This window comes from Niallia taxi, from assembly GCF_004005475.1.
Lineage (GTDB): Bacteria > Bacillota > Bacilli > Bacillales > Cytobacillaceae > Niallia > Niallia taxi.
Genome location: NZ_RZTZ01000010.1, coordinates 71487 through 90303, shown reverse-complemented (window position 1 = coordinate 90303; position 18817 = coordinate 71487). Strand labels below are relative to the sequence as shown.

The 18817-nt window shown below is 37.9% G+C and carries 17 protein-coding genes; 11 read left to right on the top strand and 6 right to left on the bottom strand.

Going from position 1 to position 18817, the window contains the following annotated elements:
* The first annotated feature begins 76 nt into the window (after positions 1-76).
* The 4 genes from EM808_RS20355 (at position 77) to EM808_RS20340 (ending at position 5325) form a co-directional block, all read left to right on the top strand.
* Positions 77-1747 (top strand): glycoside hydrolase family 13 protein, encoded by a 1671-nt coding sequence (locus EM808_RS20355; RefSeq protein WP_127740197.1) that lies wholly within the window; start codon positions 77-79, stop codon positions 1745-1747.
* A 110-nt stretch (positions 1748-1857) separates the two neighbouring features.
* Complete coding sequence (locus EM808_RS20350) at positions 1858-2457, top strand: class I SAM-dependent methyltransferase (RefSeq protein ID WP_127740195.1); 600 nt, start codon at positions 1858-1860, stop codon at positions 2455-2457.
* 192 nt (positions 2458-2649) lie between these two features.
* Entirely contained in the window at positions 2650-4701 is a 2052-nt protein-coding gene (locus tag EM808_RS20345) for a bifunctional diguanylate cyclase/phosphodiesterase (protein WP_127740193.1), read from the top strand.
* A gap of 390 nt (positions 4702-5091) precedes the next feature.
* The gene (locus tag EM808_RS20340; RefSeq protein ID WP_127740191.1) at positions 5092-5325 is read left to right on the top strand and encodes an excisionase family DNA-binding protein; all 234 of its coding nucleotides are present in this window, start codon (positions 5092-5094) and stop codon (positions 5323-5325) included.
* A gap of 115 nt (positions 5326-5440) precedes the next feature.
* On the opposite strand, the gene EM808_RS20335 is transcribed toward EM808_RS20340, so the two are convergent.
* On the bottom strand, positions 5441-5752 hold the full coding sequence (locus EM808_RS20335; RefSeq protein WP_127740189.1) for a winged helix-turn-helix transcriptional regulator: 312 nt from the start codon (positions 5750-5752) through the stop codon (positions 5441-5443).
* A 154-nt stretch (positions 5753-5906) separates the two neighbouring features.
* Here EM808_RS20335 and EM808_RS20330 point away from each other — a divergent pair, with 154 nt between their 5' ends.
* The gene (locus tag EM808_RS20330) at positions 5907-6758 is read left to right on the top strand and encodes a VOC family protein (protein WP_127740187.1); all 852 of its coding nucleotides are present in this window, start codon (positions 5907-5909) and stop codon (positions 6756-6758) included.
* 151 nt (positions 6759-6909) lie between these two features.
* Entirely contained in the window at positions 6910-7752 is an 843-nt protein-coding gene (locus EM808_RS20325) for an STAS domain-containing protein (RefSeq protein WP_127740185.1), read from the top strand.
* 81 nt (positions 7753-7833) lie between these two features.
* Here EM808_RS20325 and EM808_RS20320 read toward each other — a convergent pair whose 3' ends face one another.
* Entirely contained in the window at positions 7834-8529 is a 696-nt protein-coding gene (locus EM808_RS20320) for an aspartate/glutamate racemase family protein (RefSeq protein ID WP_127740183.1), read from the bottom strand.
* A 110-nt stretch (positions 8530-8639) separates the two neighbouring features.
* Here EM808_RS20320 and pdxR point away from each other — a divergent pair, with 110 nt between their 5' ends.
* From pdxR to EM808_RS20300, 4 genes are all read left to right on the top strand, one after another.
* Positions 8640-10034: a MocR-like pyridoxine biosynthesis transcription factor PdxR gene (gene pdxR / locus EM808_RS20315; protein ID WP_127740181.1), complete on the top strand. Its 1395-nt coding sequence runs from the start codon at positions 8640-8642 to the stop codon at positions 10032-10034.
* A gap of 90 nt (positions 10035-10124) precedes the next feature.
* Positions 10125-11162, top strand: coding sequence for a SepM family pheromone-processing serine protease (locus tag EM808_RS20310; RefSeq protein ID WP_127740326.1), 1038 nt, complete (start codon positions 10125-10127; stop codon positions 11160-11162).
* A gap of 169 nt (positions 11163-11331) precedes the next feature.
* Entirely contained in the window at positions 11332-11526 is a 195-nt protein-coding gene (locus EM808_RS20305) for a Loki-CTERM sorting domain-containing protein (protein WP_127740179.1), read from the top strand.
* 496 nt (positions 11527-12022) lie between these two features.
* Positions 12023-14758, top strand: a complete 2736-nt coding sequence (locus EM808_RS20300) for a tetratricopeptide repeat protein (RefSeq protein WP_127740177.1) — start codon at positions 12023-12025, stop codon at positions 14756-14758.
* A 271-nt stretch (positions 14759-15029) separates the two neighbouring features.
* Here EM808_RS20300 and EM808_RS20295 read toward each other — a convergent pair whose 3' ends face one another.
* The 3 genes from EM808_RS20295 to EM808_RS20285 form a co-directional block, all read right to left on the bottom strand.
* Positions 15030-16682, bottom strand: a complete 1653-nt coding sequence (locus EM808_RS20295) for a glutamine--tRNA ligase/YqeY domain fusion protein (protein ID WP_127740175.1) — start codon at positions 16680-16682, stop codon at positions 15030-15032.
* A 201-nt stretch (positions 16683-16883) separates the two neighbouring features.
* Positions 16884-17207: an AzlD domain-containing protein gene (locus EM808_RS20290; protein ID WP_127740173.1), complete on the bottom strand. Its 324-nt coding sequence runs from the start codon at positions 17205-17207 to the stop codon at positions 16884-16886.
* Complete coding sequence (locus EM808_RS20285) at positions 17191-17928, bottom strand: AzlC family ABC transporter permease (RefSeq protein WP_127740171.1); 738 nt, start codon at positions 17926-17928, stop codon at positions 17191-17193. The genes EM808_RS20290 and EM808_RS20285 overlap by 17 nt, the downstream gene beginning before the upstream one ends.
* Before the next feature lie 104 nt (positions 17929-18032).
* Between EM808_RS20285 and EM808_RS20280 the strand changes: the two genes are divergently transcribed.
* On the top strand, positions 18033-18581 hold the full coding sequence (locus EM808_RS20280; protein WP_127740169.1) for a helix-turn-helix domain-containing protein: 549 nt from the start codon (positions 18033-18035) through the stop codon (positions 18579-18581).
* On the opposite strand, the gene EM808_RS20275 is transcribed toward EM808_RS20280, so the two are convergent.
* A complete protein-coding gene (locus EM808_RS20275; protein WP_127740167.1) occupies positions 18492-18779 on the bottom strand; it encodes a hypothetical protein in 288 nt (95 codons plus the stop codon). The two genes, EM808_RS20280 and EM808_RS20275, sit on opposite strands and share 90 nt — an antisense overlap.
* Between the last annotated feature and the right edge of the window lie 38 nt (positions 18780-18817).

The following is an 18817-nucleotide window of genomic DNA, read 5'->3' as shown; positions in this document are numbered from 1 at the left end:
TATCAAAACAGTGAACCAGCAAGGCAAAGGGGCGCAAAGTGCTCTTTGGACTTTTGAATAGATGAGGTGCGTATAGATGAACAAAAAATGGTGGAAAGAAAGTGTAGCATATCAAGTTTATCCAAGAAGCTTTATGGACAGCAATGGCGACGGAGTGGGTGACCTAAAGGGTGTCACTTCAAAGCTTGATTATCTAAAGGATCTGGGCATTGATGTCATTTGGCTTTCTCCTATGTACAAGTCACCGAATGATGACAATGGATATGACATTTCGGATTATCAGGACATTATGGAAGATTTCGGTTCGATGGAGGACTTTGATGAGCTTCTTCATGAAGTGCATGCACGTGGCATGAAGCTAATTCTAGACTTGGTCATAAATCATACGAGTGATGAGCATCCTTGGTTTATTGAGTCACGCTCATCGAGAGACAATCCAAAACGAGATTGGTATATATGGAGAGACGGTAAGGATGGAAAAGAGCCGAACAACTGGGAGTCTATTTTCAGCGGTTCTGCGTGGAAGTTCGATGAAGAAACAGAGCAATACTTCATGCATATATTTTCCGCAAGACAGCCTGATCTTAACTGGGAGAATGCAGAAGTGCGAGAAGCCCTTTATAACATGGTTAACTGGTGGCTTGATAAGGGAATCGACGGCTACAGAGTAGATGCCATCTCCCATATAAAAAAGGCTCCAGGGTTGCCGGATTTATACAATCCGAATCATTTGGAATATGTACCAAGCTTCCCTTATATGATGAATGTTCATGGAATAGATGAATTCTTGAGCGAATTCGCTAATAAAACAATTAAGAATTATGATATTATGACGGTCGGTGAGGCAAACGGTGTCGGTTTAGATGATGCAGATAAGTGGGTTGGTGAGGAGCAAGGTTATTTCAATATGATTTTTCAGTTTGAGTTCCTAAGTTTATGGAATAAAGACGAGGAAGATAAGGTTGATATTATTGCCTTGAAAAAAGTGCTCTCCAAATGGCAAAATGGTTTAGAAGGAAGAGGCTGGAATGCTTTGTTTATCGAAAACCATGATCAGCCCCGCAGGGTTTCTTCTTGGGGAAATGATAAGCGCTACTGGAAGGAAAGCTCTAAAATGCTTGCTGCCATGTATTTCCTTATGAAGGGAACGCCATTTATCTATCAAGGCCAGGAAATCGGTATGACGAATGTTCAATTCCCATCCATTGATGATTATGATGATGTTGGCATGATTAACTTCTATAAAGTTGAATCAGAGAAGGGTGTGCCACATGAGGACATCATGAAGGTTGTCTGGAAGCAGGGCCGTGACAATGCAAGAACACCGATGCAATGGAATAAAGAAAATATGGCGGGCTTTACAACATCGAATCATACTTGGATTGGTGTGAACCCTAATTATCTGGAGATAAATGTTGAGGATCAAAAGCAGGATTCTGATTCTATCCTTTCCTTTTATAAAGAGCTTATACGTTTGAGAAAAGGCAGTCCATTGTTTACTTATGGAAGCTATCAGCTTTTATTGGCAAACCATCCAAGATTGTTTGTCTATACAAGAACCTTAGGAAAAAGACAGGCAATTATCATTAACAATTTCAGTGATAAGCCGACGATATTTAAGGTTCCTTCCGAACTTACCTACAAATATTCAGAACTTGCCCTTCATAATTATGACGTTAGGGATAAGAAGCTACGCAAGCAAACGGCTCTTAAGCCATACGAAACAAGAGTATATTTCATCAGTTAGTTTCTAAGAAGGCTTAGCCAATATGGTTAAGCTTTTTTTGCTTATCAATTTATTGGAATAAGTGTATAGTTGGTGTAAGAAAAAGCAAGACACAAAAAGGAGCTCTATCTATGAAGGGAAAAGATTATGATAAAATCCTGCGCATAAAGACAGAAGGAGAACAGGCTGGCTTTAATAGCTCACTTCATTATCATCGCTATGAACCGACTCCATATGAATATTTAAAAGTCTTTTTTGAGGAGTATCAGCTACAACGGGACGACCGGCTCGTTGATTTTGGCTGTGGAAAAGGCAGAATGCAATTTTTGCTTCACCATTTATTCCAGCTCACAAGTGTTGGTATTGAAATGAATGAAGTGTTTTATGAGGATGCAGAGAGAAATAAGCAGAGCTATTTTAGAAGCAATAAGAAGCAGGAAGACATACAATTTTTGCTATGCAAAGCGGAAGAATATGCAATCGATCCTGCTGATACTATTTTTTATTTTTTTAATCCCTTTTCAATCAAGATTTTTACGAAGGTAATAAATAATATTTTATTTTCAACAGAGCAGTATGAGCGAAGCATTAAAATCATTTTATATTATCCATCGGATGAGTATATTTTCCTATTGGATGAACATCCTTCCTTCGTAAGAGAAACTGTATTTTCCATCCCTTCCTTTCCTAAAGAATCGAGGGAGAAGTTTGTTGTTTACAGGCTTTATTAAGCAAGGAAGATAGTCTTTACGAATTGGAAAAAAGTACTGTATCTACATATCTTGTAGAACCAATGATTATCCTATATAGTCATATATATATAGTAAAAAGGACATAGGATTAAAGTTTGTGATGGCAATTGATAAACTACAATACTATTAATCATTAATCTGCTATAAATTGAGTAAAAGGGAGAAAAATATATGTTTTCGTTGCCAGATAGCAGTAAGGTAGTTTATTTAGAAGGCCATTATTCTATGCCTGTTGTCGCATTATCCATTATTATTGCGTGTATTTCATCTTATACTGCTCTATCCATGAATGAGAGAATAAGATATAACAGCTTTTTTCATCACTATGTATGGCTGACCCTTGCATCGCTAACAATGGGATTTGGGATATGGTCCATGCATTTTATCGGCATGAGTGCACTAATGCTCCCTACTTCGATGAGTTACAATATAGGTTTGACAGTTATATCCGTATTGCCTGCGATGCTTGCGTCCTTCCTGGCGTTTTATATGACAAGCTCTGGAAATCGTTCGACTAAAACGATTGTAATCTCAGGAATTGTCATGGGAATAGGTATTTCTGCCATGCACTATGTAGGGATGATGGCGATGGTTATGAAGGATGTAAAGTATGTTTATCAGCTTAAATATTTTATCTTATCAGTAATCATTGCGATAACAGTATCATTTGTATCACTATTTATTTTTGCACGCTTAAACAGATATATGAGTAATCTGCTTTTAAAGCTGTTAACCTCTATTATAATGGGGTTTGCTGTTGCTAGTATGCACTATACCGGAATGTATGCGGTGAAGTACTATGTGGCTGCAGATAAGTATGTAGATTACAGCATGATGCATGAGATGAATGTAGGAATATTAATTCTCGCCGTTGCAGCAGGGACATTTGTGATATTGCTTATTTCCGGCTTATCAGCATTGCTTGACCGCTATGTAGATTATAGGATTAATTATTTTGACCCGCTAACAAGATTGCCAAATAGAAGGCAGTTTGAAAATGTTATCCGTACTCCCGGAAATGTTAACGGATTAGCCATTCTCCATATTCATGAGCTGGAAAAATGGAATAGTACGTATGGATTTGACTTCGGTGATGAAATTATCCGATACATTGAACAGCTAATAGTAAAGCTTAAACCGAAAACCGTCGCGGTCTATCGAATTGAAGGAAATAGGCTTGGGTTTATAAGTAATAGCAAGGAAGATAATAAAAAACTGGAGGAAATGGCTTTTCAGATCTCAGCGATTCTTTCATCAGCAATAAATATTAAGGACAGAATGATTATTGTTAATACTGTCTTTGCCCTTTCGTTGCTTGATAAGAAGCGGGATGAAAAGCTGCTTTATGAAAATGCCATTGCTGTCTTAAATCATCACTCTGTGCGCTATGAGCATGAAGTGATACATTACAATCCGGAGATTCATATTCAGTCCTTCCAGAACACGCTTGTTGCCGATGTAGAACAGGCTATGAGGGAAAATCACTTCTACCTTGTATACCAGCCAAAAGTGGAAATGGTGTCTGAGAGAATGGCAGGCTTAGAGGCCTTGTTGAGATGGAACCATCCTATTTATGGATTTTTATCGCCAGCAGTTTTTATCCCGATTCTGGAATCGGCGGACAAAATGTTTGATGTGACTGATTGGGTTATTGACAGAGTATGTCAGCAGATTGCAAGCTGGGAGAAAAGTGGAGAAAAAATACAAGTGTCTGTGAATATTCCTGGTCCTTATGTGACTTCTCCAAGGCTTATGTCTTACCTGAGAGAGTCAATTGACAAATATGGATTTGAACCAGAGCTATTAGAGCTTGAGATGACGGAAACAAGTGCTGTTGAAAATATTGAAGGAGCAATCCAAGCCGTACATGCATTTAGAAACAGTGGCTTTTCAGTTGCTCTTGATGATTTTGGAACAGGAGTATCCTCGTTATCGTACCTTAAGAGGCTGCCAGTTTCTACTTTGAAAATCGACAAGTCCTTTGTTGACGGCGTACCAGGTTCCCGAAAGGATTCGGAAATTATGAAGGCAATTATTGCTTTAGGGAATTCCTTGCACTTGAATATTGTTATTGAAGGTGTCGAAACAGCTCAGCAAGTGGACTATTTATATCATATAGATGGATGTAAAGTACTTCAAGGCTATTTCTATGCTAAGCCGATGGTCTTATCGGAGCTGGAGGAATGGCGGGAAAAATTTATAAGTGAATTAACTATCCGTTAACTATGAAAGCAATGAGTTTCTTTATTTGTTTTAAACAAAAAAGAAGCTCTTTTTTTTGTTTAAAAAAGAGATGCATCCAGGCGTATTCTATTCCTTACAGGTTTCTCCTTTTTTTCGGTTTTTGAATAAAAGAACAATAAAAAATCAGTGAGAAAATGCCGATTACTTCTACTAGAAATAAACCATTAAGGATTGTGCTTAACATTTTGCATCCCTCCGATATGATTGCTTCTTACATCTTTAATATATCCAATAACCATTTAGCTACTATTAATGTATTATTAAGTTAAAGTAATGAATGTATGATATTTATGAAGCTTAGTTAGAAAGTAAAGCGGACAGTAGAGACTGGAATTTATGATATAGTAGACAGACGAGGAGTGAAAAATAATGTATTTAACAATAGAAGAAACAGCTGAATATTTATCTGTATCTGTGTCATATGTGGAAAATTTAGTGCTGCAGGGTAAAGTTAGGGTATTGCATGATGAGGAAGGAAATGTGCTGATTTATAAAGATCAGTTTAAGACTCATTTTAAGCAGCTGGAAAAGTACCAGCTTCTCATACAAGAACTGGAAAATGAACCGATACCAGAAGATAAAGATATTAAGGATGAAGATTAACAAAAAAAATTTCTATATAAAAAGAGGCGAATGGCTATAAAGCTCATTCGCCTTTTGTTCATGTGTTTGTGCCAAGGCGGAAATACTAAACTGGACACAAAGGGTGCTTTTCAGCTTACGGCTCCAGCCAGGTTTGCGACCATTTTTCAATTTCCTTCATTAATGGCTGTAATGAACGGCCTTTTTCAGTCAGAGAATATTCTATACGCACAGGAATTTCAGGGAAGACCTCCCGTATGACAATTCCTTGTTTTTCTAATTCCTTAAGCCTTTCTGAAAGAAGCCGCCCGCTGATGCCAATAGATGATTCAATGGTGCAGAAGCGCTGAGATCCATTTAGGAGCTGATAAATAATTAAACCAGTCCAACGCTGACTTAGCAATCCCATGGCTTTTTCAAACCTTGGGCAAATGACAGATGGATTCATGATAAATTCACTCCTTTTTTCTATTATACAATAGTTATTACCTTAAGTAAAAGTATTATCATTTATAAATTAGTTACTTTACAATTGTAGTTTATTAAAATATAATTACTTACATAAAGTAAGTAGAAAGATATTAATGACAGGAGGGGTTCACTTGAGTTTTCATGAGTACCCAAATTTATATGTAGAGCATGTAACATTAAAAGTAAAGGATTTAGAAAAGATGATTTCTTTTTATAAAGAGATTATCGGCTTTCAAATATTAGAACAGACTGACAGTAAGGCAGCTTTAAGTGCAGACGGGAAAACAGTGTTGTTATATTTAGAAAAGCTTGAGGAGGCAGAAGACAAAAGAAGGCGGACAACAGGATTATATCATTTTGCTCTTCTTGTGCCGACAAGAGAGGCTCTTGGTGCACAATTGCAGCATTTATTGGCAAGCGGCTACCCACTGCAAGGGGCATCTGACCATAATGTAAGTGAGGCATTATATCTTGGAGACCCAGAGGGAAATGGCATCGAAATTTATCGTGACCGTGCTGCAGAGGAATGGGCTTGGGATGGAGAATTTGTAAAAATGGACACGTTACAAATGGATGCTCAAGGTGTGTTGGATTCAGGCAGTCAACTACAGTGGAATGGCCTGCCAAAAGGGACAAAAATGGGACATATTCATCTTCATGTTGCCGAATTAGCGGAAACGGCAGATTTCTATGTGAAAGGCTTAGGCTTTGACATTGTTCAGAAATATGGAACTCAAGCCTACTTTATATCTACTGGCAAGTACCATCATCATATCGGCCTTAATACCTGGAACGGAGTTGGTGCTCCTGCTCCGAAGGAAACAAATCCTGGCATGAAATATTTTGACTTGAAGGTTCCAAGTCATACTGCAAGAGAGGAAATGGCCGCAAGACTGGCAGACATGAATGCAGAGATAAAGAAGGATGATTATGCTTATTATGTGAAGGATCCGTCTGGAAATACTATTCGTTTAGTTCTCTAATTAATATTTCAAGTTTCGTGATAAAAAAAATTGCGTAATTCCCACTTTATTATTAAAATTTTAAATAATGATGCTTAGATAAGAGGAAGATAATTAGTCGTTTTTTCCTTTAAAATTTCCAATCATAAATTTTAGAGTAGGTGGGAATATTTTGCAGAAGAATGAACAGCTATATAACTATTTCATTGAAAATGCGGACAGATTAACGGATGAATGGTATGCAAATCTGGATAGAACAGACCCTAATGGTGTGTACGCTTCAGATAATCTTGAGATTATTCGAACATTAAAAAAGCAAAATAACGATTTTCATTATTACTTAGCAAAGGTATTCATTGAGGAAGAGGAACGTTTTCTGAAGGATTTTCAGGAATGGGTGGTAGCAATCGCTTCCGATAAGGAGCACTTAGAAACTCCTATCCATTTTATCATTAGAGAATTTATCCGAACGAGAGAGCAATATTTTCAGCTAGTGAGGGAATTTCAGAAACAGAATGATGTTCCAGAGGAACGCATTACAGCTTGGAACCGGAGCATAGTGAGGGTATTTGATATTGTCATTGTCCAATTTACAGAACAGTTCCATGAAAACTCCATTAAACAGCTTCGGGCACAACAGGAAATGATTAATGAGCTTAGCTCGCCTGTTATCCTGCTCAGCAAAAACCGTGCATTGCTGCCGCTTGTTGGTGACATTGATACAGCGCGTGCTGCGGCTATTTTGGAAAATACTATTAAACAATGTGCTGACAAAAAGGTTACACAGCTGTTTATTGATTTGTCTGGAGTCATCATTATTGACACGATGGTTGCACACCAAATTTTTCAGCTGATTCATGGCTTGAGTTTAATTGGAGTTCATTCCACACTTTCTGGTATAAGGCCGGAGATTGCCACTACTGCGATTCAGTTAGGATTATCCTTTAATGATATTTCCATTACATCCACGCTAAGCAAAGCGATTGCCCAAGATAGTGAATTTTTTAGTGAGTAATCAGCAATCATTTATTATATCTTTCTTCCTAACAAAAAAAACTGCACCGTACATTTTTACGGTGCAGTTTTTTTTATGGTTTTATTCCTTGCCAAAGGAGAAGTCAACAGCCTCTTTGGAATGAAGGTAAGTAGTGTTGAATAAAGGAATGTCGATATCCTCATCCTTAATCAATAGGGGGATTTCTGTACATCCAAGAATAATTCCTTCTGCACCATCAGCACACAGCTTACGAATGATTTCTAAATAACGTTCCTTTGATTCTGGAAAGAATTTTCCTTGGCAAAGCTCATCAAAAATGATCGAGTGAACATCCTCTCTGTCACAAGCCTCTGGAATGATTGTTTCGATGCCATATTGATCAAGAACTTCTTTATAGAAGTCTTGCTCCATCGTAAATTTCGTACCAAGCAAACCAACTTTCTTAAGACCTTTTGTTGTAATGCTTCGTGCTGTTGATTGTGCGATATGAATAAGTGGAACAGAAATCGCCTCCTGCACCTCTTGTGCCACCTTATGCATCGTGTTTGTGCAAATAAGGATAACTTCTGCACCGCCCTTTTCCAATATTTTGGCTGCATCTGCCATTAGTTGAGCTGCTTGTTCCCATTTTCCTTCCCGCTGAAGAACAGCCATTTCCTCCATATTAAAGGAATAGATTAAACATTTGGCAGAGTTTAATCCTCCAAGCTCTTCCTTCACTAAAGTATTGATGATTTGATAATAGTCTGCTGTAGATTCCCAGCTTAGTCCGCCGATTAGTCCAATTGTTTTCATGTTTTCTCCTTTGTTTATAGTTTTCAAAAGCATAACATGCTATTCTGGTATAAAGTAGGACCACATTTTATAAACTTTAATAGTGCCAGTTCATTTGAAGGTGGCTTAGTATGATATTTATTACAGTAGATAGGTCAAGTTCAATATCCTTAACACAGCAAATTTATGAGCAAATAAGAACCAGTATCCTTGGCAATACCTTAAAAGAAGGCCAAAAGCTGCTGTCAACAAGAGAGCTTTCTGCTACTATCGGTGTCTCACGCAATATTGCTATGGAAGCTTATGACCGATTAATAGCTGAAGGCTTTTTAGAGGTCAAACCAAAGGCAGGCACATATGTTTCAAAGGGAACAACACTTTCCACGATTAAGCATATGGAGCATGAAAAGTCGCGAACAGATTTTTTCCAGACCGAAAAGTCTTATATTGATTTTCGCGGCGGCAATCCGGCAACTGATTATTTTCCAAGAAAAAAATGGGGCCAGCTTACAAAAGAAGTATGCATGGACTCGCCCAAGCATATATTCGGCTATAGTGATCCCAGAGGAGTCCAGGAACTAAGAAATGTGCTTGCTCAGTATTTACGCAAGGCCAGAGGTGTAAAATGCGATCCAGATCAAATCATCATCACCTCGGGAGCAACGCAGGCTTTGCGGCTAATTACAGAGCTGCTCTTGAATCCTGAAGGCTTCATTGCATCAGAGGATCCTGTTGCAGATGAAATGAGAAATATTTTTGCGATGGCAAATGCGAAGGTATATCCAGTGCCTGTGGATGAAAATGGAATCATTCCCGAGCAGTTGCCTGAAGATGCTCCTAACTTTCTTTTTGTCATTCCCTCCCACCAGTTTCCTTTAGGTGGTATTTTATCCATTCAGCGAAGATTAATGCTGATTGAGTATGCAAGAAAAAGCGGCTGCTATATTGTGGAGGATGATTATGACAGTGAATTTACATATGAAGGTGCTCCCGTTCCCTCAATGCAGGGAATAGACCAGCAGCATGTCCTTTATGTTGGTACGTTCAGCAAAATATTATCTCCAGCTTTGAGAATAGGCTACGTTGTTTTGCCGCGTAATTTATTGCATGAATTTCAACAGCTTAAATGGTTTAATGACAGACACACATCGAGCATTGAACAGTATGTGCTCGCTCGTTTCATGGAGGAAGGGCATTTTGATAGACATATTCGCAAAATGAAGAAAATTTACCAAGAGCGAAGGCAAGTACTAGTAGATATTATCAAACACTATTTTCCTGATGCAAAAATCATCGGAAAAGCAGCTGGAATGCATCTCGTAGTTGAATTCCCAGGTGTTCATTTTACAGAGGATATCATGCAAAGAATGAAACAGGAGGGTGTATGCATATATCCTGTTGAACAATACAGCATGCAAAAGGGCAAGCATAAGCATCTTGCCGTTTTAGGCTATGGCGGTGTTGCCCCAAAAGAAATAACCAAGGGTATCAGTATTTTAAAAAGGGTGCTTGAAAGAGAAATCTAAAGTGTTTTACATCATTTTTTAATGTACCAATATTTATTTTATGATATAAAAAAGAAAACCAGAAAAGACAGTAAGGAGTTTTATTTCGTGATGGAACAAAAAGGGAAGAGCACAAAATTAAAAATAAGTTTATTTATACTAATGGGGATTTTACTAGTATTATTCTTCATTCCAACTCCTTATTATTTAAACCAGCCAGGTTCTATTGAACCACTTGCGGAAAAAGTCACTGTAGAGGATGGGGATAAGACAGAAGCAGGCAGCTTAAACTTAACTACGGTTTACTCTATTAAAGCAAGTAATCCTTACATACTGCTTTATGGATTATTGGCTCCTCATACGGAAATCAAAAAAGAAGAAGAAGTCAAGGGAGACCTTTCAGATGCGGAATATAATTCTTTGCTGCTTCATATGATGGACAGTTCAAAGCAAAATGCTATTATTGCCAGCCTTGCTGCTGCTGATGAAAAGGTTGAATATGAGTATAATGGAATCTTTGTCGCGGGCGTTTTGGAAACATCGAAAGCAAAATCCGTTATTCATGTTGGAGATATCATCCATAAGGTGGATGGGAAGGCATTTACAGAGGCAACGGACTTAATTGCCTATTTAAAGGATAAAAAAGCTGGTGACAAGGTAGTATTGCAATATACACATGATAACAAGGAGAAAAAGGCGACTGTTGAAATGATTGTGCTTGATAAGAAGACAGGCCAAGTCGGGATAGGAATAAATCCAGAAAACAATATGTCGATTGATCCTTCTGTTAATGTGAAAATAAACAGTGACAATATTGGCGGTCCGTCAGCAGGACTAATGTTCTCATTAGAAATATATAATCAATTAGTCAAGGAAGACTTGACGAAAGGCTATAAAGTAGCTGGAACAGGAACAATGGATGCTGATGGCAATGTTGGCCAAATTGGTGGCATAAAGCATAAAATCGTTGCGGCACATAAGGCTGATGTAGATATATTCTTCTTTCCAGAGGACATAAATAGCTATGATACAAATGAGCAGGAAATTAAAGCGCAAGTGAAAGAGGAAGGCTATGATGACATCAAAATCGTGCCTGTCAGTACGTTACAAGATGCAATCGACTACTTGGAGAAGCTTCCAGCAAAATAATAGACAGGAAAAAAAGCGGGTGATTATCTCACCACGCTTTTTTTGTTTTTTTAAATGGATTAAAAAGAACGTAGTTTAAAATGAGAGGATTAGGGAATATTATCTACATGGATACATAGAACGGAACGTATTTCTTCATCATGGAAGAATGGGCGAAGGAGGTAGTACAATGAATGATTTTTTAAACGGAGTATTTAGTATATTTTATGGGGTATTTGGTTTCCCAATAGCAATCATCTTTATTATTATAGTCGTCGCAGCCGTAATACAGATCAGAAAGCGCCGACGCCGTAGAAGGGAAGACTGGCATGGCCAATCGCATGTAGAAAAGATTGAAAAAAGTGATAATGATAAGAATAAGTAAATACGAACCGAACTATTTTATCTTATTGATTAATAGTTCGGTTTTTTGTATTTTCGGTTTTAATAAATAAAGTCTTTAAATAGAATATCCCTTTATAATTAGTTCTTTCCAATGCGCTCGCGTCCAATTTCTGCAGGATTATCCCAAGCCTTTTACTCAATATATAGGTTATATGTTGTTTGGTCTCTTCCCAGTTATTTGTCCTGTTAGCTGTATAAAGAGAAAGGGTATATAGGCACTAGAGAGACGGGCGAGAATTTTAGTAATCTATTGTTATAAATATAAGTAAATGTTTTGTAACATAAATGAACAATTGCCGAAATGTACGAAACAGATGTCTTTGCTACAATAAAGGGAAGTATGGACAAAGACACTAGTTATGAATGCTGTTTTATTTGCATAATATTACAGTTGGATAGATGATAGCAAAAAACGTGATTATGAGGATGAAGAAAAATAACTTATCAACATTCTTAATGAATAACAGGGGGAAGTTATGACATTAGAAAAGAAATTAATTAATAAATCATATTATGAAGGATTGACGATGGATAGAGAAGAGCCGCCTATTGAGGTGCTCGGTCAATTGTATATTGCTGAGCAACGAAAAAATGTTCCTGACCTTACCTCTATCCGCTTTGCACAGGGTGAATTATATTTTCTTGTCCATGACTATGAATCAGCGATATTCAAGTGGGAGAATATTGCAAATGAGCTTGAACCTTGGGCGAAGAAAAACTTGGCTGATGCTTATATGGAGCTTGGTGAGTTATCGACAGCGGAAAGCATTTATAAGGCTGTATTGTCTGACTCAGAATTATTAAATACAGAAATCTCCATGCAGCTGTTTGCCTTATATATTGAAAAAGGCAATCATGATATGGCGCAGCATACAATCAAAAGCTTGCTTGCAACAAATCCTGATTATGCCAATATGACGATGCTTGCAAAGGCTTATTTCGAGGAAAATGAAAACTGGGAAGATGCGATTGAACTGGCTGTAAATGAAGGAGAAAGAACCAATTCATTAAAATGGTATGAAGCTTTAGTTCAATATGCCAAAATCGGTGTTATCGCAGAGCATGAGCCCGGTTATTTTATGGAGAGCATCAGAAGTGTTTCGGAGCTAGATCAAAGGCTATTCGAAAAACTGAGTACAGCAATTTGGGCAAACTATGAAAACAGCCCTTTTTACTTAGCGTGGCTGAGAGACTTCAATCAGCTGTTTCAACAGCTTCATTGGGAGGAAGTGGAAGAGTGGAAAGAGCTTCCTGAGGTGTTGGAAAACGCCTATTTACATCTAATTAGCTCTGCTTATCCGATAAAGGAAATTAGAGGGCTTGTTCCTGCTATTTTAAGCAATTTATTAGTAACAGCAACTAACAATCGTTTGATAACAGCTGCATCTGCTGTTCTTGCTTGGAATGAAATGTTCCCTGGAACGCTTGCGACGGATATCATCAGCACTTCTGAGCATTTAATCAATAATGCAGAGGCGGCTGTTGACTTGACAGAAATAATGCAATTACTGGAATCAATTTCAAACTGGGCGCAAAACAATGACATTATTATTGACAAGAAGTTCTCGCAAAAGGTAGTGGAGCAAATTCCTTCTGAAAGCCATCAGCTGCTCATTATTGGCTCGCCTGGCAGTGGTGTAAATTCTTGCATTAATGAGCTTGTTGGGGAAACATTGCTGTCTGAGGATACAAACAGTCTGATTTCTATTCAAGATCAAGATTATTTAGAAATGGCGGAAGTGACAGAAGAAGGTGCTCGTCCAATTGACACATTATCTGATTTTTATGAGGAACAGCTTTCACATGCAAGGTATGGAGAAGATACAAGAATATTCCATTTATATGCGCCGTCCGCTTTCTTACATGAAAATAATTGGGCTATCACAACATTGCCATTCCCGCATCAAGAAAAGTATGCAGATTATGCCTTGTTGGCGGACAGTCTCCTTTTTGTTATAAATGAAAGATCGCTTTTCCAGTCAAGTGATTATGAAAGATTGCTAGATTGGAAGGAAAAGGCTCCTCATCTGACAATTCAATTCTTAATTTATGCAGATGAAGCGGAAAACGAAAAGGTAGCAACCAAAAGACTGCAAAAGGCAACAGCCGCAATTGATCAATATTTTCCAAACAGTGCTGTTTTCCTTTATTCAAAAGAAAATGATCGCAGTATCCAGCTTAATGATATTAGCAGCTTTTACAGAAGGCACTTCGCAGAAAGGAATCTTGCCGAAGAGCGTACAGTTAAAAGCATTGCGATTGTTCAGGATTTGCTGTCCAGTCTTTTTGAGAAAAGGTTGGAAATGGAGGAAAGTCTTTATACAACATTGCGGATGTATGAGGAGATTGTCAGCAAGCTTTCAGGTGCAAATAACCAGCTGTCAGATATAGAAGTGGAAAAAACACGTACTATCGTAAATTCCTTTGAAGATATTAAAGATACTACTACAAGGGAAATTATGACAGAAATTCCGAAGATATTAAGAGATTGCAAGGACTTCGTTAAGGAGGACAGCGATTTCGGAAAAATCCATATTGAGCTTAATGATAAAATGAATAGTGAAATCGACCAATATGTTCACAAAACATTGCTGCCGAAGGTTTACGACAGGATAAATGAGTGGATTAGGCTGTCCCAAGAGCAGTTGAATGAAAGCCAGCATTTCTTGAATGAGCTATGTGAAGGCTTTAATGGGTTATATGAAGAGGACCAACTGACACTTCAATGTGATTTCTCCATTTTGGATGATTGGAAAAGAGATGCACGCAGGCTCACAAACAGCATCAAAATTGACAAAGCGAATATTTTACTTCGCTTGAAGCCATCACAAGTATTGCTGAAGAGTGCTGGCAAGCTGTTTGGCAGTATTCCACAAAATAAAAAGATGCTTCATACAAGATACCATAAATATCTTGAGACAGAGGATTTTACAGAGGTTGCTCAAAATATTGTCGATGCGTTTCTATTACAATTTGACTTTTATGAGAATGGGCTTGCAGGAGATATCCATATCTTCTTTAGCAATCCATATGATGTTCTTCAAAAGACGATAGAGGATAAGAATGTCGAGATTCATGAATATCAGGAATTACTGGAACGGTTGAAGAATAATCCAGAAATGTTCCATGATCCGCTAAGATTGTTTGAGTTGCGTCTGCTTCAATATGATTGGCTTACGAGTCCAGGAAAGCTGTCTTATAGCAAGCATTAAAATATAGTTATAACAGTTGCTTAAAGTTGAAAGGCACCTCCAATTGATTAGACTTAAGTCTAATCTTTGGAGGTGCCTTTATTAGTTTCACTTAAGTACCAATTGCCTTAATTCCTGGTTAAAGCTGTTTGGTGGAGTAGCAGGAGTGTTAAGAACAATGGAAAGGGCATGAATCTGGTACAACACCAAACTCATGCCTTAAAAGCTGTCTAATGAGATAACTGCACCTAGGGAAGTTCCATTAATAGGCTATTTTTGTTTTTAGTTTATCTTAAAGCTTAAAGGAGCTCTTCAATGATACAATTCGGTTAAACACTGGCTTTTCTGCTGTTGTGTATTTAGGATCAACACTGAAATAGCCATGTCTGAAGAATTGGAACTTATCGTATGCTTGTACTTCCTTCATATTCGGTTCGATGAAGCCTTGGACAATTTCAAGAGACTTCTCATTAACATAGTCAAGGAAGGTTTCTCCTTCTGCCATTTCATCTGCTTCATCGTCTAAAATAAGTGGTTCATACAAACGGAATTCAGCAGGAATTGCATTTGTAGCTTCGACCCAGTGTAATGTGCCTTTTACTTTTCTGCCTGTAAATCCAGATCCGCTTTTTGTTTCTTGGTCATAGGTACAACGCAGTTCCATTACATTGCCTTGGTCATCCTTAATAACTTCCTCGCATTTAATGAAGTAAGCATGTTTTAGGCGGACTTCATTGCCAGGGAATAGACGGAAGTATTTTTTTGGAGGATCTTCCATGAAATCTTCCTGTTCGATGTAAATCTCACGGGAGAAAGGAATTTGACGTATGCCCATCTCCGGATTTTCAGGGTTAATTTCTGCATCCAGCATTTCAACTTGGCCTTCAGGATAGTTTGTGATAACCACCTTCAATGGATTAAGAACACCCATTGTTCGAGGAGCCTTCAGTTTCAAGTCTTCTCTGACAAAATGATCCAGCATGGCAGAATCTACTGCACCTGATCCTTTGGAAATACCAAGCTCTTTACTGAATTCATGAATTGCTTCAGGTGTTACGCCTCGTCTTCTCAAGCCAGAAATTGTTGGCATACGTGGATCATCCCAGCCATCCACAAACTTCTCATCAACTAAAAGCTTCAGTTTACGCTTACTCATAACAGTATTTGTGATATTCAAGCGGCCAAACTCAATTTGCTGAGGTGTGCTTTCCATTTCACATTCTCTAATAACCCAGTCATAAAGCGGGCGTTGGTCTTCGAATTCAGTCGTACACAGTGAGTGCGTTACCCCTTCAATAGCATCCTCTAATGGGTGTGCAAAGCTGTACATTGGGTAAATGCACCACTTGTCCCCAGTATTATGGTGTGAAGCATGAGAAATACGGTAAATAACTGGGTCACGTAAATTGATATTTGGTGATGCCATATCAATTTTTGCTCTCAGTACTTTTTCACCGTTACCGAATTTGCCTTCACGCATAGCTTGGAACAGCGCTAAGTTTTCTTCGATTGTGCGCTCTCTGTATGGACTGTTTTTTCCTGGTTCTGTCAATGTTCCACGGTATTCGCGAATTTGATCTGCATTCAAGTCGTCAACATATGCCAGCCCTTTGTTAATAAGCAATACAGCACGTTTGTACATTTCCTCAAAGTAATCAGAAGCAAAAAGCAGGTTCTCCCATTTGTAACCAAGCCATTCTACATCTTCTTTAATAGCATTAACATATTCAATGTCTTCCTTAAGAGGATTTGTGTCATCGAAACGTAAATTTGTTTTTCCGTTAAATTCATCTGCTAGTCCAAAATTAATGAAGATTGATTTAGCATGGCCGATATGCAAATAGCCATTCGGTTCTGGAGGGAATCGAGTGATAACCGTGTTATGCTTCCCTGTTTCCAAATCTTCCTTCATAATATTCTTGATAAAATTTGAATTGTTCTCCACTATATGACCACCTTTCTCCTATGTATAAAGATAAATGTGCCAAGATTTAAGACATTAGCACATTTTTGTATAAATGATAAAGCAAAAAAAATTCTTCTTTTGATTATATCAATAATATATCCAATATTTTATTATAAACTTCCTAGAAAAGAAACGAAAGTCCTAGAATAGTCTTTTTAAGGAGTGTATTTAAAAATTCTGTTAGAAAAAGAAGCGGATTAAAGCCATTAAGACTACTCCGGCAAGGACGGTTGTCAGCAAACTTTTTGTCCATATTGCAATCAAAAGTGTCGGAATTGTTGCTAGTAAAACATTCCAGTTTATTTGCATGCCTGTATTAGTTGCTGTGATTAAATTCTCGACAATAAGGCCTGTAAATATACAAACTGGTAAATAAGACAGCCATTTTTCCACAGGCTTTGGAACAGCAAAGCTTCTGACAACGATAAACGGCAATACTCGCGGAATAAGCGTTACAAGCATACAGCCAACAAGCAGCAGGAGGTATTCAGTTGTTGTGCTCATTATCAGTTACCACTCCAATCGTTGCTGTAATAATTGTCGCCACAATGACTGCAAGGCTGCTCGACATGATAGCTGAAAGCAGCACCATTAATACGACCATAACAGCCATTAAAAATAGGTAATGCCTTAATTTCGTTCGTTGGACAGTCTGCAGCTGAAGAATTAATAGTGCAACAAACATGGCAGTTAATGCATAATCAAGGCCGAATGTTTTAGGATCCGGAAACCATTTTCCTGCGTATGCTCCGACCGTGCAGGAGATAATCCAGACAGTATAGGCTGTAATATTGAGACCATTCATCCAGCGATCTGTTATAGGAATGTTTTTGGAGATTTTTGTAATAGCAACTCCAAAGGATTCATCTGTTACTAAGCTGCCGATGCCGATGTTTTTTAATAAAGAATATTGCGTAAACCTTGGTGCTAAAGCGGAGCTGAGAAGTAAATGTCTTAGGTTAACGATAAAGGTTGTCAGCACAATCGCTCCAATAGGACTCCCAGCAGCAATCATTGCACAAATGATAAATTGTGCAGATCCAGCATAAACAAGGAGCGACATTAAAAACACAGCAAAAATATCTAAGCCAGAAGATACGCCAACAACTCCCATTGCCAAACCAATGCTGATATAGCCTAACAATGTTGGGATGCAATCTTTGACTCCGTCCAAAAAGGTGAAGGAATCATCTTCTTTCCGTACATAAACCTTCGAAGTTTCCAGGATGATACCCCCTAAATGTTTAATATGTTATATAAATGTATGTTATAATGTACAGTATATAAAAGCCTGAATAATTAATCAATGACAATTTTAAGGAGTGGAAAATGGATTCTATTTCAAATGTAATTGGAAAAAATCTTGAAAATCTTCGTAAGAGTAGAGGATATAGTCTTGATAAAGCCGCTGAGCTGACAGGGGTTAGTAAAGCAATGCTTGCCCAAATAGAAAAGGGAAAATCAAATCCAACAGTTTCGACATTATGGAAAATAGCAATGGGACTGCAGGTTTCCTTTTCCTATTTCATGACAGAAAATGCTACAACAGTTAAAAAGGTTCGTTTCAAAGACATAGAGCCATTTAAGGATGATTCCAATCATTATCGGCTGTTTTCTCTTTTTCCGTATCATCCTGAAAAGAAATTTGAGGTGTATACGGTAGAATTGGATGCAAAAACAGAGCATTTTTCTGAAAAGCATGCAGGGGAGGAATATGTCTTTGTTGGAGAGGGAAATATCGCAATTGTTATTGGCGAGGATAAGTATCATTTGGAAAAAGGAGACGCACTATCCTTCACATCCAATCGGGACCATATGTACATTAATACAGGGGATGAATTGGCGACGATTTTTGTCCTGATTTATTATCCAGAATAAAAAAGAACCATTCTCCAAATCGCCGGATGAATGGTTCTTTTTATGCTTTTTCGCTTTGCTGTGAAGCAGCTCAAGCTTCGTTTTTGTCGTTTTAGTCATCGGGTTAATCGAACCCCAGTCGCCTCTTTTAATAGCAACATTAAATCCAGTTTCACGCAGCTGTTTTTCGCGCTTTTTCTTTGCAGTAGATTTAGCCATCGTCTTAATTCCTCCTAAAAAAAATAATAAAGGTATAC